Source organism: Mycobacterium sp. 852002-51057_SCH5723018 (genome assembly GCF_001667035.1).
In the GTDB taxonomy this organism is placed as follows: domain Bacteria; phylum Actinomycetota; class Actinomycetes; order Mycobacteriales; family Mycobacteriaceae; genus Mycobacterium.
In genome coordinates this window covers 1-25,986 of the sequence record NZ_LZIR01000019.1, presented here as the reverse complement: position 1 = coordinate 25,986, position 25,986 = coordinate 1, and the positions used below count along the sequence as shown (strand labels likewise).

Genomic DNA, 25,986 nt, shown 5'->3' with positions numbered 1-25,986 from the left:
CGGCTTCAGCCCGTCGAACAGCCGGTGTGGCTGGGGTTTGCCAGCCGCCGGGGTACCCGCCGCGCGCCGGTGAAGTGCCGGTAAATCTGGCCCTTGCTCGCCCGCCTATGCCCGAAAAATGGCGCTGAACAGCCGAAATAGAGTGGGGCTGTTCAGAGTCATAACTTGAGCGAATGTTGACCGACGATATCGGTTAGCTGTGAGCCTCTCCTCGATAGTGTTGGTGCTTGCGTGTCATCCGCCTCACACTGAACGTCAGGGGCACAAATGGCTGAAGAAGGTACTGATCACGGCCCGACCGCGGCATGGGGCGGGATCGTTGCCGAGTTGGCCGCCGCCGGATTCGCTGACGCCTGCGAGATCGGTCATGGCGGGTCGGGCGTGGTTTACCGCTGCCATCAGGCGTCGCTCGGGCGAACCGTCGCCATCAAGGTGCTGGCGTTGGATCTCGATGACGACAACCGCGAACGTTTTCTGCGGGAGGGTTACGCGATGGGGGGCCTTTCCGGCCACCCGAACATCGTGAACGTCTTGCAGGTGGGCGTTACCGCGAGTGGCCGGCCCTACATCGTGATGCCGTACCACAGCGCGGACTCCCTGGCGCAGCGGCTGCGCCGGGTTGGGCCGATCCCGTGGCCTGAGGCGCTGCGGATCGGTGTCAAGTTGTGCGGGGCGCTGGAAACCTCCCACAACGCCGGCACGTTGCACCGAGACATCAAGCCCGCGAATGTGCTTTTGACCGACTACGGCGAGGCGCAACTCACCGACTTCGGGATCGCGCGCATCGTCGGCGGGTACGAAACGGCGACCGGGTTCTTCACCGGCACGATGGCCTACACCGCGCCCGAGGTGCTGGCCGGACGTCAGCCGACGGTCGCTGCGGACGTCTACTCGCTGGGTGCCACGCTTTACGCCATCATCGCCGGTAACGCCGCCCACGAGCGTCACAGCGGCGAGGATCTGATCACGCACTATATGCGGATCACGACCACACCGGTTCCCGATATGCGTCCCGGGGGAATCCCAGCCGACGTCTGCGCGGTGATCGAGCGGGCGATGTCGCTGGACCCGGCAAAACGGCAGGCGTCGGCGGCGGAATTCGGTCGCGAGCTGCAGGCAGCACAGCGGCACAACGGGTTGCCACCGGATTCGATGGCCATTCCGAGCATGACGGGTGAGCACCCGTTGAGCAGTCCGGCTGTTTCCCAACGCCCTCCCGGGGAGGCGGATCTGTCTGAACCGCCGTACACCGCGCCGGGCGCACCAACCGCAACCATCCAGCCGCCGGTTTCGGCGTCACCCCGCCCCGGACCGTCAGGCACGTCTGGGCCGCCGCTGCAGCCCGTCGGCGGCGTGGCCGCCGGTACAGGCGAGGTGCCGACGAATGCCATATCGACGGTCAACCCTGTGACCGATCCCAGCATGCGAGCCGTGCCTGGCCCCGGATCGGAACTGCCGCCGCCGCAGCCGGTGCCCGGACGCGGGCCCGCCGGCAAGAAACGGATTCTGCTTGTCGCTCTGGCCGCCGTGGCGGTGTTGTCGTTGGTGATCGGCGGTGTCTACTTTGTGATGTCGCGCGGCGGCAGCCGCACTGACAACATCAGCGGCGGTGGCACCGACAACGCCAGCGGGGGCGCACCGAGCATCACCGAGGCACAAGCCGGGTGGCAGCCGATCACCAACGCCCGCATCGCCCGCGCGGCGGTGGCGACGACGCAATCCGATGGCACGATCTGGATCTCCGGTGGCCTTGATGGCAACGGCGGTGTCAGCGTGCGGCACGAGGGCTACGACCCTGCCATCGACACGTGGAAGGGAGGCGACGATCTACCGGTTCCGGTTGAGCATGCGATGTCGGTGACGTGGCAAGGGAACCCGGTGGTGCTCGGTGGCGTGCAGGCCGCTGGCGCCAACGAAAGGCCGGCAACCGACCGGATGTGGCGGCTGGCGAATAGTCGCTGGGTGGAGCTGCCGCACATGTTGCAACCCCGGGCCGCTGCCGCCGCCGCTGTGGTCGGCAACCGCATCATCGTCACCGGTGGGATAGACGCGAACGGTGCGCTGTTGAAAACCACCGAGATCTTCGACGGGAACACCTGGACGCTCGGCGCGGCGATACCGACCGCGCGGCAGATGCTGGGCGGGGTGTCGGACGGCAAGCTGATGTACGCGGTCGGCGGAACCAACGGGAACTTGGACGTCACGACTGTCGAGGCATACGACCCAGCCGCCAATACCTGGACGTCATTGCCTGCCCTTCCGCAGGCGCGCAGCGACCTCGGCGTTGCAATCGCTGACGGGCGGCTGGTGGCCGTCGGGGGCCTAGCTGCGGGGCAGGTCCTCAAGAGCGTGGCGGTGTTCGATCTGGCCACGAAAACGTGGGCGGCCTTACCGGACATGGGAACCGCGCGGCATGGCATGGCGGTCGCCGCTGTGGCGAAGTCGGTGTATGCCATCGGTGGATCGACCGGTGTCGGCGACAGTCCGGTGATCTCGTCGGCGGAGGCACTGAAGCTGGCGGCACGCAAGCTCCAGCCGGTGTCGCAGTGGCGGTCCCTGCCGGACGCGCCGACCGCCAGATTGCAGCCGGCGTGGACTGTGCTCGACAACAAGATCTGGATTTTTGGTGGCCTGCGCATGGGAATGGGAGATGTGCTCCAAACGGTGGAGAGCTATGACCCGCAGACCGGAGGATGGCAGACGGAGCCGTCACTGCCGATCCCACTGCACCACGCGACGGCGGCGACGTATCGCGGTCAGGTCGTCGTAATCGGCGGTGCGAGTGACAACATCGCACGAGCGTCGAACAAGGTATTCGTGTTGCGCAGCGGCAGTTGGGCGGAACTGCCGAGCCTGGGCCACGCTCGGGCAGCCGCGGCGGCAGCGGTGGTCGGTGACAAGCTCATCGTCGCCGGCGGGCAGAACGACAAGAAGATCGTCCCGCAGACCGAGGTATTCGACGGGCAGTCATGGAAGCAGGCAGCCGACCTGCCGACCCCGCGGGAACACCTGGCCGCGGTGTCGGACGGCAGCTACTTCTATGCGCTGGGCGGGCGGTTCCTGTCCTCAGACAAGAACTCCGCGGCGTTCGAGCGGTTCGATCCAAAGTCCGGGAAGTGGATTGCCCTGCCCGACATGCCGTCTCCGCACGGAAGCTTCGGCGCCGCGTTCATCGATGGCCGGATCGTCGCCGTCGGTGGCGAGGAACCGACGCGGGTGATCGCAGCGGCCGACATGTTCGACATCGCCGACGGCAAGTGGACCACGCTGACTCCGATGCCGACGCCCCGCCACGCCGAGGTGGTCGCCGCCGTCGGCAGGACGGTGTATTGCATCGGCGGCGCAAACCGACCGACCCATGAAGGCGCGGTCGCGACGGTCGAGACGCTGGACTTCTCGTAGCGCGGCCTTATCCGTCATGTCCCCACCCGGCGGCACCGGCCCGCGACGGCCGACGGGACAGTTCCAAGAATGCGCCAAGGCAACCGGCGGATGCTTGCATCCACGGCGCCAACTTCGACGCCCGAACGACAGAGTGGCGAATGTAGGGGACAACGCATGACCGCACTTTTGGATCGCAATGACGTATGCGACGCGTGTGACGCGGACCTGGCGAGCGCCGCCGCGGCCGGCGATCACGCGGCGTTCGCCGAAATCTATGGCCGCTACTCCGATCGGCTCCACAACTACTGCCTTGGACTTTTGCGCGATCACCACGCCGCGGCCGACTGCGTGCAAGACGTCTTTTGCACTGCGGCGGTCGAATTGGGGAAGTTGCGCGACCCGGGCAAGCTGCGGCCGTGGCTATACGCCATCGCCCGCAACGCCGCGCTGCGCATCGTGCGCGAACGCCGCCGCGAACCCGCCACCGACGAGCTGCCCGAGACCGTGTCCGTCGGCCCCGGCCCGTTTACCCTGACGGCCCAAAATGAACTGGCGCAACTGGTCGCCGCGGCCGCCGGCGGATTGTCCGACCGCGACCGCGCCGTGCTGGAGCTGGCCTACCGCCACGGCTTGAGCGGAGCCGACCTCGCCGAAGCCCTCGGCGTCAGCCAGGACTTCGCGAGGAAACTTCAGCAGCGGGCGCGCGACACCATCGAACGCGCGTTGGGCGCGCTGCTGGTGGCACGACGCGCCGCCCAAAACGGATGCCCAGAGCTGGCGGCCACCCTGTCCGGCTGGAACGGAGAGTTCACCATCCTGTTGCGCAAACGCATCGCCCGCCACATCGAGTCGTGCCCGACCTGCGACGCCGATCGCCGCAACGTCGTAACCTCCGTCGCCGTGCTCGGCTCCGCATTTCTCGAAAAGCTCTCCGCCTGAGACCCACCGCGTTGGCGGCGGGCTGCATCACGTCGGGTGGTGATCATGTCTCTCTTCGGCTGCAACTTCGAAGCTGAATCGGTAGCCGGCGATGGAGATGACATCACCGTCGGTGAGCGTGGCAGCGCCGCGAATACGCTGCTGCGCCACCTCCACTCCATTTGCCGACCGCAGATCGTTGATCACAAAGCTGGTTCCGGTGTTGACGATCACCGCGTGGTGTCGGCTGACCTTCGGGGCGTCGAGCACGATGTCGTTGTCGGCGAGCCGCCCGATCCCGGTGGCCACCGCGTCCAGCGGATAACATCGTCCCGAAGCGTCGCGAAGATGCGCTTTTTTCAAGTTTTCCGAGGGCGCTGAACCCGAGGTGCGCCGCTCTAGGATGGTGGCGATATCCAGGGCATTGTCCCTCGCATTCTGTTTGACGTCCAACGGCTCCTGGCGCAGGATCCGATCGTGCAGGCCACGTACCATGGGTCCGGGGTCGATTCCCAGATCCTCCGCCAGCGTCGTTCTCAACCGGCCATAGGCGTCGAGGGCATCAGATTGACGCTGAGCCAGATAGTAGGCAGTCATCAGCTGCGCCCACAGCGGTTCCCGGTAGGGGTGCTCGGAGACGAGTGCTTCCAGCTCGGCGATCACCGAATACGCCCGCCCGCAAGCGATTTCGGCTTCTACGCGTACCGTGTGCGCGACCACCTTCTCCTCGACGAGCGCGGCAGAGAATGCCTCGACGAACCGGAACTCACGCAAATCGCCCAAGACGGGGCCACGCCACTGCGCCAGCGCCGCTGACATGTGGCCGCTGGCCTCCTCAGACCGACCCAAAGCGGCCGCCCGCACCCCGGCTGTCTTTTCTGCGATGAATCGGCCGAGATCACAGGCTTCGTCGGGCACGCTGAGCTGGTAACCCGGCGCAGCACTGGCCAACACGGTGCGCGGGTCGACCCCCGCCGTGCCCAGCAGCCTGCGCAGGTTCGACACGTAGGCGTGCAGGCTGGCTACCGGGTCCGGCGGCGGCCAGTCCTCCCAGGTCGCACTGATCAACGACTCCCGCGAGACCGGGCGGTTGCGGTTGATCAGCAGCATCGCCAACACGGCCCGCTGCTTAGGCGTGCCTAACGGCACAAGCGAGCCGCCCACGCTCAACTGCAGCGACCCCAGCACGCCGAAAGCTAGATCCATCACATCCACTGGTTTCATTCTGACCAAACCGCACGTGGTTGGCGCGGTTACGTGTGGGATCAATCATCCTTGGCGGATCGTGCCGGGTGTGTCGGGGGTGCTGGCCCACCCGACCCACTTAGCGCTTTTTGACTAGTCCGCCCGGTGGGTGCTCGTCAACGTCATTGAGGATCAGCTCGCGCACGGCGGGACGCGGTCCGTACGGTCGCAGCATGGTGCTGGCCGGCCGTGGACGCACGTGCTGCGGCCACCAGAACCAGCGCCCGAGCAAGGTGGCCAGCGACGGCGTCATGAACGACCGCACGATCAAGGTGTCGAACAAGAGACCGAGCGCGATCGTCGTACCCACCTGGGCCATCACCAGCAACGGGCTGAACATGAACGTGGCCATGGTGGCGGCGAACACCAGACCGGCGGAGGTCACCACCGAGCCCGAACCGGCCATCGCGCGGATCGTCCCGGTTTTGAGCCCGGCGTGGAGTTCCTCCTTGAACCGCGATATCAGCAGCAGGTTGTAGTCCGAGCCGACCGCCAGCAGCAGGATGATCGCCATCGCCAGCACCATCCAGTGCAACTTGGTGCCCAAGATGTATTGCCACACGAGCACGGAGAGTCCGAACGAGGCGCCCAGCGACAGCAACACCGTACCGACGATCACAACGGCCGCCACGACGCTTCGGGTGATCACCAGCATGATGACGAAAATCAATGTCGCTGCGGCAATTCCGGCAATCATCAGGTCGATGTTGGAGCCGTCGTGCATGTCCTTATACGTCGCGGCGGTACCGCCGAGGTAAACCTTGGCGCCCTCCCAGGGCGTGCCCTTGATCGCCTCGTGCACGGCCTGCTTGATCGGTTCGATGCGGCTGATGCCTTCAGGAGTCGCCGGGTCGCCTTCATGGGAGATGATCAACCGGACGGCGTGCCCGTTGGGCGAGATGAACTGTTTGAGACCCCGCGCGAAATCCGGGCTCTTGAACGCCTCCGGCGGAAGGTAGAACGTGTCGTCGTTCTGCGCTTTATCGAAGGCATCGCCCTGAGCGGTGGCGTTGTCGGACTGCGCTTTCGCCTGCTCGTTTAGACCCATTGTGGTCGCGTAGTTCGACATGATGGTGTCGAGATTGTGCTGTTGGCTTTCAATCTGCGGCGGTATCAGCGCCACCAGCTTGGGCTGGATCTGATCCAGCTTGTCGAGGTTGGCGCTGAGGTTTTCGATGTTCTGGGTCACCTGGTCAATGCCGTCGAGCGCGTTGAAGATCGACCGGATCGCCCAGCAGGCCGGAATGTCGTAGCAGTGTCTCTCCCAGTAGAAGTAGCTACGGATCGGCCGGAAGAAGTCGTCGAAGTTGGCGATGTCGTCGCGCAGCGCCTCGGTGATCTTCACGGTTTCCCTGGTGAGCTTGGTGGTTTCGTGCGTCGTGTTGCTGAGGTCCTGGGTGACCTGCATCTGCTGATGCAGCGTTGCCATCGTCTTGCGCAGCTCGTCCGCCTGCTTGAGTAAGTTGTTCGCCTGCTCTTCCTGATAGTGCTGGGTCTGAATTCGCCCTGCGGCTTGTGCACCCATTTGGAAACCGAGGGTGCTGTGGTCGAGCGGCGTGCCCAACGGCCGGGTGATGGTCTGCACCCGGCCGATGCCGGGGATGTGGAACACCGCTTTGGCGACCTTGTCCAGGATCAAGAAGTCGGCCGGGTTGCGCAGGTCGTGATCGGTCTCGATCAACAACAGCTCAGGATTGAGTCGAGCCTGGTCGAAGTGCCGGTCCGCGGCGGCATAACCAACATTGGCCGGGGTGTCCGCCGGCAGGAAATGGCGGTTGTCGTAGTCCGTCTTGTAACCGGGCAGGGCGAGCAGACCAACCAATGCGACCGCGATGGTCACCGCGAGAACCGGTGCGGGCCAGCGGACGATCGCGGTGCCGATCCGGCGCCATCCCTGGGTCTGCAACTTCCGCTTCGGGTCGAGCAGCTTGAAGAAGCTGGCCACCGTGAGCATGGCCGGGGCGAGCGTCAACGCCGCGAGGACCGCGACCAGCATGCCGACGGCACAGGGCACGCCCAGCGACTCGAAATACGGCAACCGGCAGAAGCTCAAGCAGTACATCGCGCCGGCGATGGTCAGCCCCGACCCCAGCACGACGTGCGCCGTGCTGTGAAACATCGTGTAGAAGGCCTGTTCACGCGTCTCGCCCAGACCGCGGGCCTCGTGGTAGCGGCCGACCACGAAGATGGCGTAGTCGGTTCCCGCGGCGATCGCCATAAGCACCAGCATGTTGTTGGCGAAGGTCGACAGCCCCATGATGCCGTAGTTGCCCAGCGTCGCGACGACACCGCGGGCCGCGGTCAGCTCGATGAAGACCATCGCCAGCATGATCAGCATGGTGATGACCGAGCGGTAGACGAACAGCAGCATCAGCACAATGACGAGAAAGGTGACGAGGGTGACCTTCGCGACGCCCTTCTCACCTGCGTGGGACTGGTCGGCGAACAGCGGACCCGCCCCGGTGACGTAGGCCTTGATTCCGGGCGGCGCGGGCACCGAGTCCACGATCTTGCGGAGGGCCTCGGAGGACTCGTTCGCCAGCCCGCCGCCCATGTTGCCGGCGAGGTAAACCTGGACGTACGCGGCCTTTTGATCGTGGCTCTGGGAACCCGCCGCCGTCAGCGGATCACTCCAGAAATCCTGGACGTGCTGAACGTGTTTCTTGTCTTGCTCGACGCGGCTGACGATCTCGTCGTAGTAGCGGTGCGCTTCGGCCCCGAGTGGCTTGTCGCCTTCCAGCAAAATCATGGCCGAGTTGTCGGAATCAAACTCTTTGAATGTCGATCCGACCCGCATCGTCGACTGAAAGGATGCCGCGTCAGTCGGACTCATGGACACCGAGTGTTTTTTGGAGACGACTTCCAGCTGCGGCGAGATGGTGTTGGTGACGAAGACGATGCCCAACCACACCAGGACGATCGGCAGCGCAAGCCGATGGATCATCCTTGGCAGGAACGGCGGGATCAGGGGCTGGTCGACGCGCGGCGCAGCCTGGGTGGCCTCGCTCATGCGGACTTGTCCAGGCAGTACACGAAGGGATTCACATCTTCGTTGGGGGGCGAGTGATTTGGAGTCTTGATGACGTCACCGCGCCCGTCGTGGTTGTTGACGACGAATTGGCAAGCGATCCAACTGCCGTCGCCTTGCGCGATCAGGTTTGCCGGGATACCGGGCTTCGTTGAACTCAAGACTTTGCTCCAAGGCAAGGGCACGTTGAGGGCCTGCTGCGGGTGGGAGTCTTGATCGAGGTAGTTGATGGTTGCCGTGCTGCCGGGCGAGCCCCAGACCTCGAGTGTGATTGTCTTAGCGTTGAATTGGTCGAGGACTTCGCCCGACGTGCCGCCACCGAAAGAACCACGGTGAACGCCGAAGACGCCGTGCAACCGATACACCACGAATCCTGAGAGCGCGACGACAGCTGCGATCGTAAGCACCAGCCAGTAACGCCCCAGAAGCCCCTTTTTCCTAGCGCGCTGCGGGGCGACCTTATTGCCCTCGCTGCCGGCGGAGCCCTGCGCCTTTAGCGGTTCGGTCCTTGGCTCAGTCACCGCATTCCCCCTTCGGCTGCCTTCCTTGACCCGGGCGTCGGTGCGGCGCTTGGTATCCGGCGGCACGCTGGGCGCGGCGGGGGGTTGCGCGGTCGGTTCCGGACCCGGACGCTCGGAGAGCTCGGGACCGTCTTCACCGGTTGCAGTTCGCCAAGCCAAGCGCTCCGGCCCCCTTTCTGAGTTCATGAGGATTCCGCGATGAGGCCGACGCACGTGGCAGTCAGCAGGCGGGTAAGCGCGGTTGCGAAGTCCAGATTCCATTCGGGCGGAACCACTTCCGGCTCTTCGGCGTACACATCGGTCAGATGCTTCGGCGGGTTCGCGACCTGCCACAGCGTGGCCGCCAGCGAGTACGCCGCCAACAGGATGTCGAGTGAGCCCGATCGCCCGAGTTCGGGCAGCGCGCTCCCGATCGAATCGGCCAGCGAGAGTGTGGCCGCGGTACTGATCCGCCTGACCTCGATGACCCGCTCAGCGTTCACCTCGTGTTCCAGGTGCAGATGCAGGTTGGCAAGCAGGTCGCAAAACAACGGGTCCTCGGCCAGGGCTTCGGCCAATGTCTCGGCGATGCGCGAGGGCGACTTCGCGCCGGGCTCGGCCAGCTTCTCCGACACGGTATTGGACCACCGCACCCAGCCCTCGGCGGACAGATGCAGCAGGACTTCCTTGTACGAGGTGAAGTAGCGGCGTACCGCCGAATAGTGAATTCCGGCGCGGCTGGCGACCGCGGTCAGGGTGACCGACGCGACGCCCGTTTCCATTGCCAGCGAGCGTGCGGCTTCCACCAAGGCCTCCGCACGTTGGCGCTTTTCTTCCTCGGTACGAGCGCGCTGGAATGTTAGTTGCGCCGCCACCGGCCGAGCATAACGCACGTTGTGTGATTTGTATAACGCACATCGCGTGGTTTGTGGCGGCACAGAAGGTCGCGCTATCTGCCGTTATCGGTGGACCACGGGCCTTGACCGTTGAACACATCACACGGCTTGGACGAGATCAAGCGCCGGGATGCCGTGGCTCTCGGCGGCTCGAGACCAGTGACTGCATCCATCCGAAATGCAGGGCGTGAAATGACAGGAATTGGCCAGAGTGAACCACAACCGCCAGCGCCGCCATTCTGCCCTGGGCATGCGCACTCTGATGGAGTTCGAACTGCTTCACTCAACCACCCAACCCGTGGGCTGAAGCTCAGCAGCGCGACTCCGGGACCCGGGGCACGTCAGAATCTCCGGACATGCCGGGGCGGTTCATTTCGATGGTTTGCTCAAGTTCGGTGTTGCGCCGCTTGAGCGCCTAGATCTTGAGGTTTTGAGCAAACTACCGTGGTCGACTAAATATAGGCTCTGACCTGGGAATTATGTGTGGGGCGGGCGGGGCTCGAACCCGCGACCAACGGATTACCGGACTGCCAATCTTGACCGTTCCGGTTGTTCCGTGTCAGACATTGCTACACAATAGGTTTCGCACACGCGCTATCCTGTTACGTCCGATTGATTCCCCTAATTTCTCGGTCATTATCGGTAAATAAACGATGGGTAGAGCCGCTCCGATAACCGGCGAACCAGAGTCGAAGCTTGGGCGGCGCCTTCCCAGGAAGGCCTGTCCCGCCCAGACGGAGACGACGACCACGGTCTAAGAATTCTCACAATCCGATGTGACCAATCCGGCAGGCGCATACGCTTCCCTCGACGAATCGGGCGACGTCACCAAACCACCAAACAGAGAGGTTCAGGCCCATGTTGTTCCGTGCGGACCTCGAAGCGGCCGGTTTGCTTCGCTCTGATCGTTGTCATTCAGCGGCTTGCGAGCCTCCAACCCAAGGTGTCACCGGGGACGACAACAAGCATGCGAGGAGCCGATGAGCCCAAGGCGGGGCGGCGAGTCGGATAAGTTCGGAAACCGATACGAGGGCGCTTGGACCATTCGTCACCTCTTGCTTTGCCTGTGGGGCGAGGGCCAATCCGTGAGCGTTGAGGACGTCGACGAAGCCGGGGAATCTGCCGAGTTCACCCTTCTGCTGCGGTCCGGCCGTACTGAAGTCCATCAGGTGAAGAGGCAGAATGGCAACGCAGCGTCTTGGACCGTAAGCACGATAAACTCCCACGGAATTTGGCAGTCGGCAGCTAGACATGTGCGGCAAGGACGGCAATTCAATTTCATATCGATGACGCCAGCACCAGTTCTTCAAGAACTCGCGGATCGCGCCCGCCGTTCGTCTTCGTGCAGTTCATTTTACGAGGGAAAGGGCTGGCTCACGAATGACGATCTAAGGAATGCTTTCGTCGAATTATCAAGAGCCGACATTCTTGGCTCGGTCGATCGAGCATGGGAAACCCTACGAGGGTTCGATATCCGCTGGCCTGACGAGCGCGACCTTGTCAACGTAAACAGTGCACTCGCAGGTGCTGTACTAACTGGCGCGGGGGGCCGCCTCGCTTCCGTCGGACTTGGGGATATCGCTGTCAACAACCTCGGGGTCGAACTAACGAAAGAGCGCCTCATCAGTTTGCTGCCAGATTATGGGCTGGAGTTCACGCAAGAATCCCGGCTCGCGAACTTGATACGGACGGTTCAAGAGACGACATCATCCTGGCTCAACACGACCGCTCTTACTTTGCTGACACCGATAATTGCTCGTAGTGAAGCCCAGGAGCTGTCCCTCGCGGCCCAGACGGGTGCGCAACTCAAATTCGTGATTGGGGATGGGGGCGTCGGGAAGACCGCCGTTGTGCATCAGGCGGTTTCTGCCTTGCGTGAATCTGGCATGCCTGTGTTGTGCTTCCGACTTGATCGACTCGACGATTTTGCCTCCACCAACGACCTTGGCCGTCAATTAGGTCTGGAGGGTTCTCCGGTGAGTGCGCTTGGCGCCGCGGCGGCTGGCAGAGACTCAGTCCTCGTCATCGACCAGTTGGATGCCGTGAGCTTCGCATCGGGTCGAATGTCGAATAGGTTCGATACAATCGCGGATGTCGTGAGAGAGGCTGCCGCCTTTCCATCCATGCGGCTGCTGTTGGTCTGTCGAAAATTCGATGTAGATAATGATCATCGAATTCGCGGTCTCTCAACGCGGGCCGATCGGACCGTGACCGTAGGGAAGCTTTCGCACATCCAAGTCAATGAAGCCGTTGACAATATGCACCTCAATTCCGCCGTTCTGACAGACTCGCAGCGTTCACTTCTCGCGTACCCCGTGAATCTAACACTGCTTTCAGTGATATCGGAACAACCAAATGCTCTGCGCTTCGAAGACGCGGGAGCTCTCTTCGATCTTTATTGGGATCGTAAGCGCCGCGATATTAATGCGCGCAGACCATCAATAGTGTTCGACGAGGCCGTTCAGGCTGTCGCCGCAGAGGTGAGTCGGCGGCAACGATTGTCTGTGCCCAGAGCAGCGCTGGACCGACTCAATCAAGACGATTATGATGTGTTGATTTCAGAGCACGTTCTGGTGCAAGATCAACGCGAGATCGCGTTTTTTCATGAGTCACTGTTCGATTATGCATTCGCGCGGTACTGGGTATCACTCGAACAGTCTCTCGTCGCTTTTCTGTTAGAAGGCGAGCAAGAATTATTCCGGCGGGCCCAGGTTCGGCAAATCTTAAGTTTTCTGCGCAGTTACGATGCTGCCCGGTTTGTGCGAGAATTCGACAATTTACTCCGTAACCAGCGGATTCGTTACCATATCAAGCACAGCGTGCTGGCGGTTATAGGAAAGGTTGTTGATCCAACCTCTTCGGAGGCGCGTGCACTGATGGCTGTCTCTGATGTACATCCAGAGTTCGAACTGCAGCTTTGGATGCAATTGCGAAGTGCGGCCTGGTTTAATCGTTTAAATACCGATGGATACCTTGCGGGATGGCTGTCAAGTCGCGACGAGCGATTACAAAATCGCGCAATCGCCATAATGGCCGGCGCTTCCGAAGATAATCCGGATGATGTCGCCGCAGTGCTGTCAAATTATCGTGTTCATGACCGGTACGCTGACTGGCTTGGAAATATCATCTCCAGGGCTGATATAGGACACAGTCGCCCGCTTTTTGACCTTCTACTTAACGGTGTTAGGGAAGGGCTCTATGCGAACGCGCAACGGCAGTTAGGTTTTATTTCTTACCGTCTCGCAGAGCAAAACAGCGATTGGGGTCTTGAGTTATTGAAGGCTCATTTCATTGAGCGCAGAGGCGCGATGGACCTCAATGAAGACGGTCGGGTAGAAGCATTAACTTTCGATGATCATGGACTTGCACAACTCATTCGAGCATCAGCAATCGCACGTCCAAAGGAATTCTGTGAAGCATTTTTGCCTTACATGATTCAAGTAATGACTGCGACGCAGGTGACGAGTCAACAGGCAGTCGGATGGCCCACCGATCGCCAATTCTCGGGTCGTTACCGCGCACTAGACCAGAGCGACGAGGCTAGTGCGGTCCTCTTATCCTCTATGGTCGACGTATTGCGTGGGTTAACGACCCCGGATGCGCTAGCAATTAGAGGGGTACTTCGCGACCTGGCTGGGCATCCATACGACAGCGCCCAGTTTTTACTCTATCAAGCATTCATCGGTACCCCTAGTCTTTACGCTGACTGGGCTGCTGAGTTACTAGTTGCGACGCAAGAGCGACTCTTCTGCGGATATCTCGAGAATTCGATGTGGACCACGCGTCTTCTTCTGCAAGCAATTAACGACTCAATAAGTGATACTGCTCACGAACGGGTCGAAGTCGTGGTCCGAGATCTTTTATTCCCGTGGGAAGGCACCAGGCCGGGTTGGTATGCATTCACCTTACTGTCTGCCTTGAGCGAGGGCCGACTGTCGGAAGTCGGCCGTCGTCGCTTGGGCGAATACCGCAGGCGGTTTGACATGGCCCAACCGACAGAGCCCGTTGGGGTTGTATCTGGCTGGATTGCTCCCCCTATTCCCAGGGAGGCAGTCGTACACATGACAGACACCAACTGGCTGCAGGCGATCGAGAGACATCGGGACGACCAGACAGATTGGTCACGGTTTACCGGAGGTGCGCATGAACTTTCGGCGCTTCTCCGCGAAGAGACTACGAAAGATCCCATTCGTTTCGCGGGACTCGCTTTGAGGCTGAGCAGCGACACCCACCCGTCATATGGAACCGCGATCTTGAACGGCTTTTCAGAAGGTCCGGCCGTGGATGATCCCGAGCCGATATTTGATGCGATCCGGTACATTGCCGACCTAAGAGACCCAGAGCACGATCGGTGGATAGGATCAAGCCTCGACCGCTACAACGAGACAGCTCCGATCGATTTGGTGCAACGCGTCCTCGAACGAGCACTCAACTCAGCTGATCCCGTCAACGATCGCTCGATTTTCACTTCACCATCGAACCGGTCGGAGACCGAACAGCTGTATATGGCCGGCATGAACTCGGCGCGTGGAGCTAACGCGCTATCGCTCGGCGACCTTCTTCTAAGCGATGCGGACGGCACGAGAACACAACTGGTAATCCCGTACCTGGACCGACTCGCCGTTGATCCTGTTCTTGCCGTCAGAAGCTGTGTCGCGCATGTTTTGGCTGGCGCATTCCGTCATGCTCGGGCGCAGGGCGTAACGGCGTTTTGGCGGCTGGTCGAGCCACGCAGTCCAACTCCGGCAGCACCCGTTCGGGGACGTATCCACGCTCCACGCCCGCTAAAGCAGCCGCTGCAGTTGGCATTGGATCTAGCAAACCGGGTGTTTCGCCGCCGCGCCCGGCCTCATCCCGATGATGTGTTGCTAGCTACTAACAACGTCCAACAGGTCTTAGTCTTCATCGGCAACGACGACCCGCCCATCGTTCGGGCGATCATTAGACGGATGCTAGCGTCCGCTGTCCCGGAAGTAAGGACGGCAGGGGGCCGCATTGCCGCCCTCGCAGGATTTGAGTGGGAGTGCACGGACCTCTTAAGGAAAGCACGCACCGCCGCCGAGTCTGAGATTCGCGTTGGTGTTGCCCAGATCGCGGCGCAAAGGTTGAAGTACACAACAAGCCGGGACGCAGCCGCAGCGACGCTTCGGCAGCTATTCAATGATCCTGTGCACGAGGTGCGGCAGGCCGCGTCATATGTCGCAGCGCAGCTTCGCGGCGAACCCCTCACGGCATTCAACGAAGTGATCGCTGCTCTCATTGTCTCTGCGGCATATACCGATTCGGTTCCCCAGCTGCTTATTACTTTGCAGTACGCGACCGACCGCATTGACGATCTAGTCCTTGCGGCGGCAAGACGATTCATTGAGTCGTTGGGGGATCAAGTAGCCGATCTGAGAACAAGCGCCGCCGGAGACGCGCACTACATCACGGAACTTGTGCTGCGCGGTTTAGCACAGACCGACGACACCGGCACACGGTCGGCGCTGCTTGACATTGTCGACTCCTTGGTGCTCCTCGGAGCTTATGGCATTGAAGAAGCAATCGAGCAATCAGCGCGCTAGGCCATCCCACCCGGACTGCCGCGAGTCAGTTGCGCCGTCGCATGAGCCGGAGCCATCCGAGTGATGGTCAGCTCGCCGAATCACTCAGCACGCGATAGATCGTCGCCCGAGACACTCTCAGCGCCGCCGCGATGGTAGCCGCGTTCTCGCCACTGGCACGCATCCTCCGTGCAAGTGCGGCCTTCTCCTCCGTCAGCGCCCTCGGGCGACCGATGGATTGTCCGCGTGAGCGTCGAGCATCGCGTGCAGCGGCTCTACGTTCCTGACCCAACTCCAACTCAAGTTCGGCGAGGCTGGCGAGGATGCCAGCCACCATTCGACCTGTGGCGTTGCTCGTGTCGATCCCCTCTCGAAGAGACCTTAGGACAATGTGCCTGTCGCGCAGCTCCCGAATCGTCGTCATGACCTCGGTGGCATTGCGGCCTAGTCGATCGATCCCTACAACCACAATCGCGTCACCCGGACGGGCGTAGTCGAGCAGCGAAGCAAGGCCTGCCCGCTGCTCGCGGGCCGAGCTGCCAGATAGCTTGTCGCTGTAGATCCGTCCAGAGTCAACACCCGCCGCCGTTAGTGCATCGACCTGCTGATCGAGGGTTTGATGCCGAGTACTCACGCGCGCGTAGCCGAGTTGCGTACCAACGATGGCTATAGAGGCGGTCATACGGTAGAGCATGTCTCAAAATAGCCGGACTTACAAGCATTTGAGACGATGGTTTTGAGTCAACTTTTGAGAGGACCCGACCTGCTATTCGCAGTGGTGCAACCGGTCCCGATGAATGTGTCTCAATACTTTAGTTTCGAGACTATTGCGCCTAGCACGCTCGAGTTCCGAAACGAAGAAAGCCAGGAGCACCAGGTCGCTGGACCAGACAGCCAGCTTGGCAGCTTCTCAGGGCAGATCCGTTTAGCGTCTGACAGTATTAGCTTGCGTCGTCATGCGTCCCTAGCTCGAACGAAGCCTCACCCATCCACCGCAGCTGGGCAGTGTTGTTCCCAAGTGCGGGCACCAGGTCAGCGGTGACCACGCCGGTGCTGTCGGTGTGGATGTTGGTGACCTCCACTGCAGCGCTCGTGAATAGGACCGTTCCGAGTGCGATGGTCCTACCGCCGACTGTGGCCTTTAATTCCTGCGGGAGAACCGCCTGTTGTAGCCCGTCTGGGGGCGAAGCGTCGGGGTGCAGTGTGAAGGTGATACTTTCCCATGTCACATCCACAACCTCGCCGCGGATCAGTCGGGCCGCACGTAAAACGCCTTTGATGTGCTGGTAGTCCTCTGTAGCTAAGTCTGGGACTGTCAGTTCGAAATCGGCACAAGGCTGAATAGTGATCAACGCCCGCACGTACCGCAGCAACAGATCATTCCACTGCACATTTGCGTCATCTCTAAGCACATGCGGGATGTCTTGGACAGCCGACGAACGCCCTCGCACGGCGGCGATACGGAAGCGATTCGGGGCAACGAAGTGTTGGACGAGCGCCAACGATTGTTCGATCTTGTCCGGAAAGTGGCCAGTCGGATCTCCACGGTGAAACCGCAACCTGATGTCGACCTGATCCTGAAATGTCGCAAGCAACTCGATCCCAAGGAATCCGACAGAATCTGTTCCATGGCTGTAGGTTCCGGTGTTGTCGAGGTTGGTTGTTGGCGGGCTCATCGTGAAATTGACCTTTGCCAGCGTCTCGTCTGTGGGTGAGAGGATCGATAGTCGCCTTTCGAATGTCTTGCGATCGTTTACTTGCGCCAAGGTGACCTTGCCGGCCTCGAACGTGCCGCCAAGCCCGCCTGGAAAGCCCATGGACAAGTTCGTAATGTCGAGCGGAACGGTCGGGACTCGGCCGTACTTTCGGAACTCCTCGAATTCGCGGTGCTCCTCGCTGCCGATCTTGGCTGCGAGTGTGCCGCTGAACGTAATGGGGCGCTCACACAGCGACTCAGCACAGCGGGCGAGGACATGGAAAGTCACGAAGCTGTCCCCGACCCTGCGCGACGTGCTGGCCACCAAGCCGGGGTAGGCGCCCGTATCCGGTATCGGACCTAGTGGTCGATGGGAAACGGCGATGTCGTACTGAAAATGCGGGTCGCGCCTGTTGAGAGTGTCGCGGAGAGTGGCTAGTTGGGTCTGAACCATGCCGGGTTCGAGGCCGACGAAATCCTCCGGTGTGGCGGCGAGCGGGCCGTTTAGGGGAATTGCGGACAGAGCTACGAACCGGGCAATTTCCTCCATTAACCGCTCGCGGCCATCCCGCAAGTAGTAGTCAACGATGTCTTGATGACGTGCTGCCCACCCTTCAACCCGAGCAAGGCCATCCCAAACGCAGGGGAAACCGCCCGATGACTCGAGTCCTTCGAACCACTCAGTGTTCTCGGTTGTCGGGTCGAGCGGGAGGGTCAGATGCCACTTGTCGATCGTCCAGTTCCGCGTAGTTGCGTAGTCCTGAATCCGGGTGTGGGATTCGACAATCTGACTTCGCTGACTGGCGTCCAGGTTCTCCGCAAACTTCTTCACCTGGTAGATCTCAACGTGCCCAGGTCTAACAGGTACACATACGTCGATGCCGCCGTCACCGCGGGAGGGTCGGATGCGGAAGGCGTGAGGGAATTCCCGACAGACGAACATGGACACGACCGCCTCGATGTCGTTCCCCTCGTAACGAGTCCAAGCCAATCGACTCATTCCCAGTTCCCGTCCACTCGTCTTCTTCCATCCCAACTGTCAGCAACAGCGGGGACTTGATCGATCCCATCTAACTAGTACGGACTCGCCAATCGTCGCTTCTTGCGAAGCTGTGCGGGACAGTGGAGCGGCGACGAGAGCGCCCACCCTCGTACGCACCCAAAAACGAGCGAGGCACCGACGATGCCCAACGCGAAGTAGGGTACCTGCGGCCAAGGGGACCGCCGGGGAAAACGGGCACGACTCCCTAGCCAGCTCAGTCGCGATAGAGTCCCAATTCCGCCAGAAGAGCGTATTCCGCCGCGAACGGCTTCTCGCGCTTCGGTCTAGTTTTCGCCGTACTGGCTGACCGACCGACGTCGTGGGCTCCCACTTCGCAACGCTCATAGGGCCTAATGGGCACATCCATAGCCTGCCCAGAGCGCCAGCGGCGGTAGTGCGTCGTGCATCATCCCCGTGAGTGCGCCCTCCTTTCGCAATGATCTTGTTTGCAGTTCATGAGTTGTCCGACCTTGTTGATGGAGTGGGCACTACATTGCCTGGGGGGAACCCCCAACTGAGTCGATACCCGGACACGTTCTGCGAGTCAGCGCTTCTCTCTCCGGGAGCAATTAGTGACCGGCTTTTCAAATGCAATTGGGATGTTGCGCTGGACTAGACCTGGACTAGGGCCAGTTCATGCTCGGCTAGTTGTCGCCGCCCGATCAACGCGCTCGTGTGCTCGAAGCACCCCTGAGAGCCGAACATCTTGCAACCTGCACAGGATTCCGCAGGGGTCGGCTGCTCCTCCGGCATACGCCTGACGAGATTGGGTGGGGGCGGGCAGCAATTCTCGCATGGACCACCGCCGAACCATCCAGAGCCCTCGCAGATCCAGCAGTCGACTGACTGGTTTTCTTCTTTGTTTTCTGACTGGTGTTCTTGTTGGTTTTCTTTGGTGTCTTGGTTGGAGACACTCAGGTGATGTCTTTCAGCGCACCGGGGTGTCACCGCCGGCGACATGAGGTTGTTCTCAATCGGATCAGGCCGAGCCCGGATCACTACCCGGCTGTTGAGCATCGCCGACTCCTCCTCCGAGAACCGTCGCGACGCATGAACGTGATACTCATCGAACACGCGATTACCTTCCACCGTCTCGTAGGTGCGCTTCGCGAGCCACCGAGCGGCAACGAGTTCTTCGATGGCCTTCCCGGTTCTGCCCCGGCCCCACCGATACATCGCGGCCAGTGACTTGATTGATACCTCGTAACTCTCAGCGTGAGTGCGGATCACGATGGCTATCCGGTAGGCGTGCGAACTCAGTTGTGCGTCGCGAGCCAGCTCGTTTGGAACGATTGTGAAGTGGCCGCGTGGATTCTCGCCGTGCCACTTGATTGGGTTGCGGACGTGGTACGTCATCGGACGCCGGCCCTCGCTGAGGCTGCCCTCTGCGAGTTAACCCATGCTTGGACATCGTCCGAGTAGTAGAACACCGTCCGCCCGAGTTTGAACGAGCGTGGCGCTTCTCCCCTGTGTCGCCACCATCTCCAGGTGGCCTGCGTGCCATACGCTTCCACCAGATCCGCTGTGCGGAAATACGCCATAATGTTGCTCCATCTCAGGGTTCTCGATTTACCAATTGGTCCAGCACTGACCTCGTCGAGGGCGAAGCACCTTGCCTCCGAATAGATCTGCGCCCCGTGCCAGACGTGCCCTATGGCGGCGAAGCACCCGCCGCGGTTGTCGGTGTCGCACCAACGGTCTCAACCGTAACCGAGCTTGTTCGGCGTCTACCGGGAGAAGACATCAGATAGCCGCGTACCGAACGCCGCGATGAGTATCCTTTCTTCATTGCATCGGCTACTGCCACAAGGGTCGTCGGTATGCGGAGGCCGCCGGAACTTGTGTCATCGCTCCCCGGGGGGCATCGAATAATTCACTCAGGCAATCGATCCCGGTAGACGGAAATCAGGTTCAGATTTAATGAGGCTCATGACGAGCGAAATCGACACAATATGGCTCAGCCGAAAGCAGCTGGCCAATCGGCTCGGCGTGCCAGACAAGACGCCAGCCGAGTGGGCCACAAAGGGCACTGGGCCCAAGTATGCGCGGTTCGGACGCCATGTCCGTTACCGGCTAAGCGATGTCCTCGACTGGGAGGACGAGCGGATGGCCGAGGCGGGAGTGAGAGATCATGGCAGGTAGACCGCCTCTGCGGATCGGGCACCACGGCAAGATCAACCGCACGAAGCTTAGCAACGGCGCCTGGCTGGCACGATGCAGGTATCGCAGCACAGATGGCGTCACTCGGATCGTTGAGAGGCGCGGTCCCGCAGATGAGTTCGACCAGTATGGCAAGTTGGCCGAGGATACACTCATTGAGGCGCTAAAGGATTTCAGACCGCCATCCGTGGCCGACAAGACCACTCTTGACACGCCGCTCACTGCGCTGATTGAGCACCATCTGGAACGGTTGGCGGAAGACGGCCGCTCCCCCGCAACCATCTCGACATATAAGTTCGCCGCACGGAAACTCATCAAGTTCGTCGGGGCCGTCCGAGTGCACGAGGCCACACCAGCACGAATCGACGCCGCCATTCGGTCGATGCGCACTGCTCACGGGGCGACGATGGCACGCCAGGCCAAGACCATCCTTCGCGGTGCACTACAGCTTGCCGTAATGGCCAGCATTTTGAGTGCAAACCCGGTGCGCGATGTTCAGTCGATTAAGTCAAAGGCACAGCCAAAGGGTGCGACCGCGCTGACGGGCGAGCAGTTGCGTGAGCTGCTGGCGAAGTTGGGTGCATCGGCCTACTGCCAGGATCACGACCTGGCAGACCCGATCACATTGTTGATCGCGACGGGGCTACGCCGGTCAGAGCTCTTGGCGCTGCGATGGGTCGACTTCGACGCTGAGGCTCGCACGCTGGCAGTCACCGGAAAGCTCGTCCGAGCGACGGGCCACGGATTGAGCCGCATCGACGACACGAAGAGTGCAGCCGGTAAGCGGACACTTCCGCTGCCTCAGTTCGCGGTGGACGCTCTAAAACTGCGCCATGGGCGGCCGTTCGTAGGCGAGCTGCCCATGATTTTCGCGTCAACCGCGGGCACCTGGCGTGACCCGAACAATTTCGGCAAGCGTTGGCGCACGGTACGCGACGATTTGGGCGTAGCGGAGATAACCACGCACAGCTTCCGCAAGACCGTTGCCACGTTGATAGACGACGCCGGCCTGTCTCCACGCGTGGGAGCCGACCAGCTAGGCCATAGCAAGGTGTCGATGACGCAGGACACGTATATGGCGAGGGGCCGTGTCCACACCGAGGTTGCTGAGCTGCTGGACCGGGCCATAAGCGATGAATAAACGATGGACCACACCCGCTTGGCACGAAAAACAGCCTCTGAAGTGGGGCGGGCGGGGCTCGAACCCGCGACCAACGGATTATGAGTCCGCGGCTCTAACCAACTGAGCTACCGCCCCCGAGTCTTTCACCTGCTAGTTTAGTGCGTCTAGCAACTTGCCCTTAGGCGTTTTCCCCGCTTTCATACATAGATACCGCAGTTGTTCCGATGGCCTTGCCAGCGCTTCCGCGACTCCAGGCGGGTAGTCATTGAGAAGATGCCCACACAACTCCGACGTCACGGCCGCTGTTGCGTGGCCAAGCATACGTTGGACCACCTTGACGTTGTGCACCCGCCGAGAGGCCAGCGAGACCGTGGTACGCCTCAGCCGGTGGGAGGTTAGCCCTTCGATCCGACCTGCTTGCGCGCCTCATCGAAGGCCCGCCGGTGCTCCTCGACCGGCAACAATCCGCCGCGCGGGCGCGGGCACACCAGCGCGGCCAACGCGCCCTGGGAGTAATCCACGCAATTATGGTCCTGCCAGCTGGCAGGCTCTCACCGCATGCCATTGCCGAGCCTCGGCGGCAGGTAGATGATGCAAGGATGCGGTTCATCTACATCGCTGCGGCGGTGGCCGCCGCCGTCCTAGGCGCGGCTGTGCCTGCTCATGCTGATACCCACAGTTACCTGCGGTGCATTAAAAGCGATGCGGAGATCCCGCCAGGGGGGGTCGATGCAAGAATTTGGTTGCCCGGCGTTGCGTTTATCGAGTCGGAACTCAACTCGGGTAAATCCCGTGCCCATGTCGCTCAGGAATTGGTGGGTATGGGAGTTAAGCCAGACGACGCCGCTCTACGAGTGCAGTGCGTTATGGAAAACTGGCCAATCGGTGCCACCTGAGCAATCCAGCCCGCGTCATAAGCGCGCACCACAACTGGGCAATGCGGGTGGTGCCGTTTCCACTACCGCGGCGAACACGGTTTCTGCGTCGTTTGTGGTGACGGTGCATCCCGCCACATCCGCGCCAGTGCGGCGCTCGTTGTCGCAGCAATGGCCGCGGCGCCTGTAGTGGCTTTCACAGTCCTTCAGCTGAACACCGTCTGACCGTCGGCATCGAGCAGGTAACGCTCGGTGCCGTGCTCCACGCGAGGAGCGTCGGCACCCAGCGACACCGCCACCTTGTTGCTGGCATTGCGCATGATGTCGAAGGTGAGCTCGACGGCCTCGACCTCGGAGAACTCCGAGCGCACCTCGGCGACAACGCCGGCGACGAGGTGCGCAGGGGTCCAAATTAACCCATCGGTATAGCGCAGCGCTGTTTTAGCGCGGCGGGTCAACAGACTTGAGCCCTCGAAGCGCTCGATATCGTCGTACAGCGCCTCCGAGCCGCCGGCGTCCATAGCACCCCCCTCGCGCAGTGAGTTGCACAGCCGGCAGTTGTGCTGGGCCGCCCCGCGCAGCCGAACCAACTCGGACGTGACCGGGTCGAGCGCGCGCATCCGGGCAACCGCGGGCAGGAAGTCGTTGAACACCACCTCCGACGGCTCGGTGGCGTGCTCCCACGCGATCGGCCCATTCACCCAGCCGAGATGTTCCGAGCCGACCCCGAGCGCCTCCAGCCCGGCCCGTACCCGCGGAACGAAGTCGGCGATGTACATCTGGACTACCACGCTAAAGGTGCTGTCCCCCAGCTGTTTCCACAGTTGCGACCGTTGTTCAGCGGTGATCGCCGAGACGTCGGCACTGAACTGCTCGGCGAACTCGGCGACGACGGCCTCGGCCTCCGACTCCGGTTCGCCGACCTCGACGCAGGACGGCAGCGGGGGCAGCGACAACGTCTGCGCGCACACCCGGCGGATCAGGGCCGCGATACGGCCGGAGCCGGGAGACCTGGGAGATACAGCCGCCAACCCACTCAGCATTTGTCACACGCTAGAACCCGGTGAGCTGCAAGGCAATCGCCTATTGCGCCTGACTCACCGACGACATGTGGAAGTCCGGAATCCGCAGCGACGGCATCGCCGCCCGGGTGGCCCAATCAGCCCATTCCCGCGGCAGGGTCTTCTCGCTGACGCCGGCCTCAGTGGCCCGTCGCAGCAGGTCCAGCGGACTCTCGTTGAACCGAAAATTGTTGACCGCCGCGGTCACCTCGCCGTCCTCGATGAGGTAGACGCCGTCGCGGGTCAGCCCGGTGAGCAGCAGCGTGGTGGGATCGACCTCGCGGATGTACCACAGCGTGGTCAGCAGCAGGCCGCGCTCGGTGGCCGCGATCATGTCGGCGAGTTCAGCCTCGCCGCCGGTCATCACCATGTTGTCGGCGCCCACCGCGACCGGGGCGTCGAATTTCGCGGCGGTGGCCCGCGGGTACGCGAGCGCGTTAATCACCCCGTTGCGGATCCAGTCCACCTGGCCGATCTCCATGCCGTTGTCGAACACCGACATCGTTTCCGACGAGCTGCTCACCGCCACGAACGGTGTGCACGCCAGGCCCGGCGCCATCGGATCAGAGAACATCGTCAGCGGCAGATCGGTGAGCCGCTCCCCCACCCGGGTGCCACCACCGGGCGCCGACAACGCGGTGCGGCCCTCCTCCGCGCCGCGGCCGACCATCGACCAGGCCAGGTAGAGCATCATGTCGGCCACCGTCGACGGCGGCATGATCGTCTCGTAACGACCCGCGGGCAGCTCGACGCTGCGCTCGGCCCAGCCCAGCCGCATCGACAGCTGCTCGAGCAGCGAATCGGTTGGCACGTCGGTGAAGTCGGCCGTACCGATGCCCGCCCAGGCGCTGGCGTCGCCGCGTTTGGCGTTCATCTCCACCGCGCCGGTGGGCTGGGTGTAGCGGCGGCGCAGACCGGTCGACGACGCCAGGAACGTCGTCGCAACGTTGTGGTGCGCAAAGCCGTACAGCCGGTCGGCGCTGCGGAATCCGCGGCTTAACGAATTGACGAGGTCCGCGAACACCAAGGGCCCGGTGCCGGGGACGGGCGCATCCCAATCGGCGGGCACCCCGGTATCGCCCAGCAGCGGCGCGGCGTCACCGGCCTCTGGAGCCGAGCGGGCCGCATCCTGGGACGCCGCCACCAACCCGGGAATCACCCGCGGGTCGACCTCCGCGGACACCATCGTGCCGATGCGTGCGGTATCCCCGTGCCGCACAACGGAGACCACCGTGATGCTGCGGCTCAGCGACACTCCGTTGGTGGTCATCGAGTTGCCGGCCCAGCGCAACGTCGCCTCGACCTTGTCGGTGACCAGCACCATGGTCTCGTCGGCGCCGCCCAGCTTGGCGGCCTCCTCCAACACCAGGTTGACGACGTGCTGAGGGGTGATCATCGGACGCCCTCGGCGACGGTGTTGAGCACGTTGACGCCGCGGAACAACGCCGACGGGCAGCCGTGGCTGACCGGGGCGACCTGGCCGGGCTGGGCCTTGCCGCAGTTGAACGCCCCGCCCAGCCGCCAGGTCGACGGGCCGCCCACGGCTTCCATGGAATTCCAGAAGTCGGTGGTGGTGGCCTGATAGGCGACATCGCGCAGCTGGCCGTCCAGGCGGCCGTCGCGGATGCGGAAGAACCGCTGGCCGGTGAACTGAAAGTTGTAGCGCTGCATGTCGATTGACCAGGACTTGTCGCCGACGATGTAGATGCCGTCCTCGACGCGGCCGATCAGCTCGGCGGTATTGATCTCCTCGGGCGCGGGCTGCAACGACACATTGGCCATCCGCTGGATCGGCACGTGGTGGGGCGAGTCGGCGTACGAGCACCCGTTGGAGCGCTGCTGCCCGAGCCGCGGGGCGAACACCCGGTCGAGCTGATAGCCGACGAAAATCCCGTCGCGCACCAGGTCCCAGCTTTGCGCGGCCACCCCCTCGTCGTCGTAACCGATGCTGGCCAAACCGAATTCGACGGTGCGGTCGGCGGTCACGGTCATCAGCGGCGAACCGTAGCGCATGGTGCCGAGCTTGTCGGGGGTGGCGAACGACGTCCCGGCATAGGCGGCCTCGTACCCGATGGCGCGGTCGTATTCGGTTGCGTGGCCGATGGATTCGTGAATGGTCAGCCACAGGTTGGTCGGATCGATCACCAGATCCGTTGGCCCCGCGGTCACGCTGGGCGCCTTGACCTTCTCGGCCAACAGCACCGGCAGCTGCGCCAGCTCGTCGGCCCAGTTCCACACCTCGTCGTCGACCAGCGCCTCCCACCCCCGCCCCATCGGGGGCGCGAGGGTGCGCATCGAATCGAAGCTGCCCGCCGCGGCGTCGACCGTGACGGCCTCCAGCGACGGCTGCACCCGCACCCGCTGCTGAGTGATGGACGATCCGAAGGTGTCGGCGTAGAAGGTCTGCTCCTTGACCGCCGTCAGCCCCGCCGACACGTGGTCGACGCCGTCGGCGCCCAGCAGCCGCCCGGAGTACTCCTCCAGCACGGCGATCTTGTCGGCCGCGGACACGCCG

The 25,986-nt window shown here is 62.2% G+C and carries 17 protein-coding genes, 2 tRNA genes and 1 pseudogene; 7 read left to right on the top strand and 13 right to left on the bottom strand.

The window, feature by feature from the left end; all coding sequences use genetic code 11:
• Positions 1-267 precede the first annotated feature (267 nt).
• A complete protein-coding gene (locus A5764_RS04875; RefSeq protein ID WP_067109441.1) occupies positions 268-3,402 on the top strand; it encodes a serine/threonine-protein kinase in 3,135 nt (1,044 codons plus the stop codon).
• 156 nt (positions 3,403-3,558) lie between these two features.
• The gene (locus tag A5764_RS04870; RefSeq protein WP_067109438.1) at positions 3,559-4,323 is read left to right on the top strand and encodes an RNA polymerase sigma factor; all 765 of its coding nucleotides are present in this window, start codon (positions 3,559-3,561) and stop codon (positions 4,321-4,323) included.
• Positions 4,324-4,350: 27 nt separating this feature from the next.
• On the opposite strand, the gene A5764_RS04865 is transcribed toward A5764_RS04870, so the two are convergent.
• Positions 4,351-5,220 carry a BTAD domain-containing putative transcriptional regulator gene (locus tag A5764_RS04865; RefSeq protein WP_231989612.1) on the bottom strand — a complete coding sequence of 290 codons (870 nt, stop codon included), beginning with the start codon at positions 5,218-5,220 and terminating at the stop codon, positions 4,351-4,353.
• Here A5764_RS04865 and A5764_RS28095 point away from each other — a divergent pair.
• Positions 5,215-5,285 (top strand) — tRNA-Leu (locus A5764_RS28095). The two genes, A5764_RS04865 and A5764_RS28095, sit on opposite strands and share 6 nt — an antisense overlap.
• Here the strand turns inward: A5764_RS28095 and A5764_RS29980 are convergent.
• The 4 genes and pseudogenes from A5764_RS29980 to A5764_RS04850 form a co-directional block, all read right to left on the bottom strand.
• Positions 5,284-5,412: pseudogene (locus A5764_RS29980) on the bottom strand (winged helix-turn-helix domain-containing protein); the annotation flags it as partial. The gene A5764_RS28095 and the pseudogene A5764_RS29980 sit on opposite strands and share 2 nt — an antisense overlap.
• Positions 5,413-5,626: 214 nt before the next feature.
• Positions 5,627-8,557: an RND family transporter gene (locus A5764_RS04860; protein ID WP_067109432.1), complete on the bottom strand. Its 2,931-nt coding sequence runs from the start codon at positions 8,555-8,557 to the stop codon at positions 5,627-5,629.
• On the bottom strand, positions 8,554-9,096 hold the full coding sequence (locus tag A5764_RS04855; protein WP_067109470.1) for an MmpS family transport accessory protein: 543 nt from the start codon (positions 9,094-9,096) through the stop codon (positions 8,554-8,556). The genes A5764_RS04860 and A5764_RS04855 overlap by 4 nt, the downstream gene beginning before the upstream one ends.
• A gap of 182 nt (positions 9,097-9,278) precedes the next feature.
• Positions 9,279-9,968 carry a TetR family transcriptional regulator gene (locus A5764_RS04850; RefSeq protein ID WP_156664503.1) on the bottom strand — a complete coding sequence of 230 codons (690 nt, stop codon included), beginning with the start codon at positions 9,966-9,968 and terminating at the stop codon, positions 9,279-9,281.
• Between the two features lie 1,256 nt (positions 9,969-11,224).
• Here A5764_RS04850 and A5764_RS28085 point away from each other — a divergent pair.
• Complete coding sequence (locus A5764_RS28085) at positions 11,225-15,535, top strand: hypothetical protein (protein WP_156664502.1); 4,311 nt, start codon at positions 11,225-11,227, stop codon at positions 15,533-15,535.
• A 67-nt stretch (positions 15,536-15,602) separates the two neighbouring features.
• On the opposite strand, the gene A5764_RS04840 is transcribed toward A5764_RS28085, so the two are convergent.
• The 3 genes from A5764_RS04840 to A5764_RS04830 all read right to left on the bottom strand — a co-directional run bounded on the left by A5764_RS04840 (position 15,603) and on the right by A5764_RS04830 (position 19,608).
• The gene (locus A5764_RS04840) at positions 15,603-16,196 is read right to left on the bottom strand and encodes a recombinase family protein (RefSeq protein ID WP_067109467.1); all 594 of its coding nucleotides are present in this window, start codon (positions 16,194-16,196) and stop codon (positions 15,603-15,605) included.
• 259 nt (positions 16,197-16,455) lie between these two features.
• Entirely contained in the window at positions 16,456-18,042 is a 1,587-nt protein-coding gene (locus A5764_RS04835; RefSeq protein ID WP_156664501.1) for a hypothetical protein, read from the bottom strand.
• Between the two features lie 822 nt (positions 18,043-18,864).
• Positions 18,865-19,608, bottom strand: a complete 744-nt coding sequence (locus A5764_RS04830) for a hypothetical protein (protein ID WP_067109420.1) — start codon at positions 19,606-19,608, stop codon at positions 18,865-18,867.
• Positions 19,609-20,181: 573 nt separating this feature from the next.
• On the opposite strand from A5764_RS04830, the gene A5764_RS04825 reads away from it, so the two are divergent.
• Positions 20,182-20,394: an AlpA family transcriptional regulator gene (locus A5764_RS04825; RefSeq protein WP_067109464.1), complete on the top strand. Its 213-nt coding sequence runs from the start codon at positions 20,182-20,184 to the stop codon at positions 20,392-20,394.
• Positions 20,384-21,553: a tyrosine recombinase XerC gene (gene xerC, locus A5764_RS04820; protein WP_067109417.1), complete on the top strand. Its 1,170-nt coding sequence runs from the start codon at positions 20,384-20,386 to the stop codon at positions 21,551-21,553. The genes A5764_RS04825 and xerC overlap by 11 nt, the downstream gene beginning before the upstream one ends.
• A 43-nt stretch (positions 21,554-21,596) precedes the next feature.
• Here the strand turns inward: xerC and A5764_RS04815 are convergent.
• Together A5764_RS04815 and A5764_RS29655 are read right to left on the bottom strand one after the other, a co-directional pair.
• A tRNA-Ile gene (locus A5764_RS04815) sits at positions 21,597-21,670 on the bottom strand.
• Between the two features lie 260 nt (positions 21,671-21,930).
• On the bottom strand, positions 21,931-22,056 hold the full coding sequence (locus A5764_RS29655) for a hypothetical protein (RefSeq protein WP_255361043.1): 126 nt from the start codon (positions 22,054-22,056) through the stop codon (positions 21,931-21,933).
• Between the two features lie 78 nt (positions 22,057-22,134).
• Between A5764_RS29655 and A5764_RS27180 the strand changes: the two genes are divergently transcribed.
• On the top strand, positions 22,135-22,431 hold the full coding sequence (locus A5764_RS27180) for a hypothetical protein (RefSeq protein WP_082951501.1): 297 nt from the start codon (positions 22,135-22,137) through the stop codon (positions 22,429-22,431).
• 185 nt (positions 22,432-22,616) lie between these two features.
• On the opposite strand, the gene A5764_RS04810 is transcribed toward A5764_RS27180, so the two are convergent.
• The 3 genes from A5764_RS04810 to A5764_RS04800 form a co-directional block, all read right to left on the bottom strand.
• A complete protein-coding gene (locus A5764_RS04810) occupies positions 22,617-23,453 on the bottom strand; it encodes a carboxymuconolactone decarboxylase family protein (protein ID WP_067109414.1) in 837 nt (278 codons plus the stop codon).
• A gap of 40 nt (positions 23,454-23,493) precedes the next feature.
• Entirely contained in the window at positions 23,494-24,867 is a 1,374-nt protein-coding gene (locus tag A5764_RS04805; RefSeq protein WP_067109411.1) for a TldD/PmbA family protein, read from the bottom strand.
• Positions 24,864-25,986, bottom strand: a 1,123-nt coding sequence (locus tag A5764_RS04800; protein WP_067109399.1) for a TldD/PmbA family protein, incomplete at its 5' end; no start/stop codon positions are given. The genes A5764_RS04805 and A5764_RS04800, both read right to left, overlap by 4 nt.

Coding starts and splice junctions, on each gene's coding strand:
- A5764_RS04830 (WP_067109420.1), bottom strand. CDS start 19,608: ATGACGTACCACGTCCGCAACCCAATCAAGTGGCACGGCGAGAATCCA.
- xerC (WP_067109417.1), top strand. CDS start 20,384: ATGGCAGGTAGACCGCCTCTGCGGATCGGGCACCACGGCAAGATCAAC.
- A5764_RS04805 (WP_067109411.1), bottom strand. CDS start 24,867: ATGATCACCCCTCAGCACGTCGTCAACCTGGTGTTGGAGGAGGCCGCC.
- A5764_RS04810 (WP_067109414.1), bottom strand. CDS start 23,453: ATGCTGAGTGGGTTGGCGGCTGTATCTCCCAGGTCTCCCGGCTCCGGC.
- A5764_RS04875 (WP_067109441.1), top strand. CDS start 268: ATGGCTGAAGAAGGTACTGATCACGGCCCGACCGCGGCATGGGGCGGG.
- A5764_RS27180 (WP_082951501.1), top strand. CDS start 22,135: ATGCGGTTCATCTACATCGCTGCGGCGGTGGCCGCCGCCGTCCTAGGC.
- A5764_RS04870 (WP_067109438.1), top strand. CDS start 3,559: ATGACCGCACTTTTGGATCGCAATGACGTATGCGACGCGTGTGACGCG.
- A5764_RS04860 (WP_067109432.1), bottom strand. CDS start 8,557: ATGAGCGAGGCCACCCAGGCTGCGCCGCGCGTCGACCAGCCCCTGATC.
- A5764_RS04840 (WP_067109467.1), bottom strand. CDS start 16,196: ATGACCGCCTCTATAGCCATCGTTGGTACGCAACTCGGCTACGCGCGC.
- A5764_RS04825 (WP_067109464.1), top strand. CDS start 20,182: ATGACGAGCGAAATCGACACAATATGGCTCAGCCGAAAGCAGCTGGCC.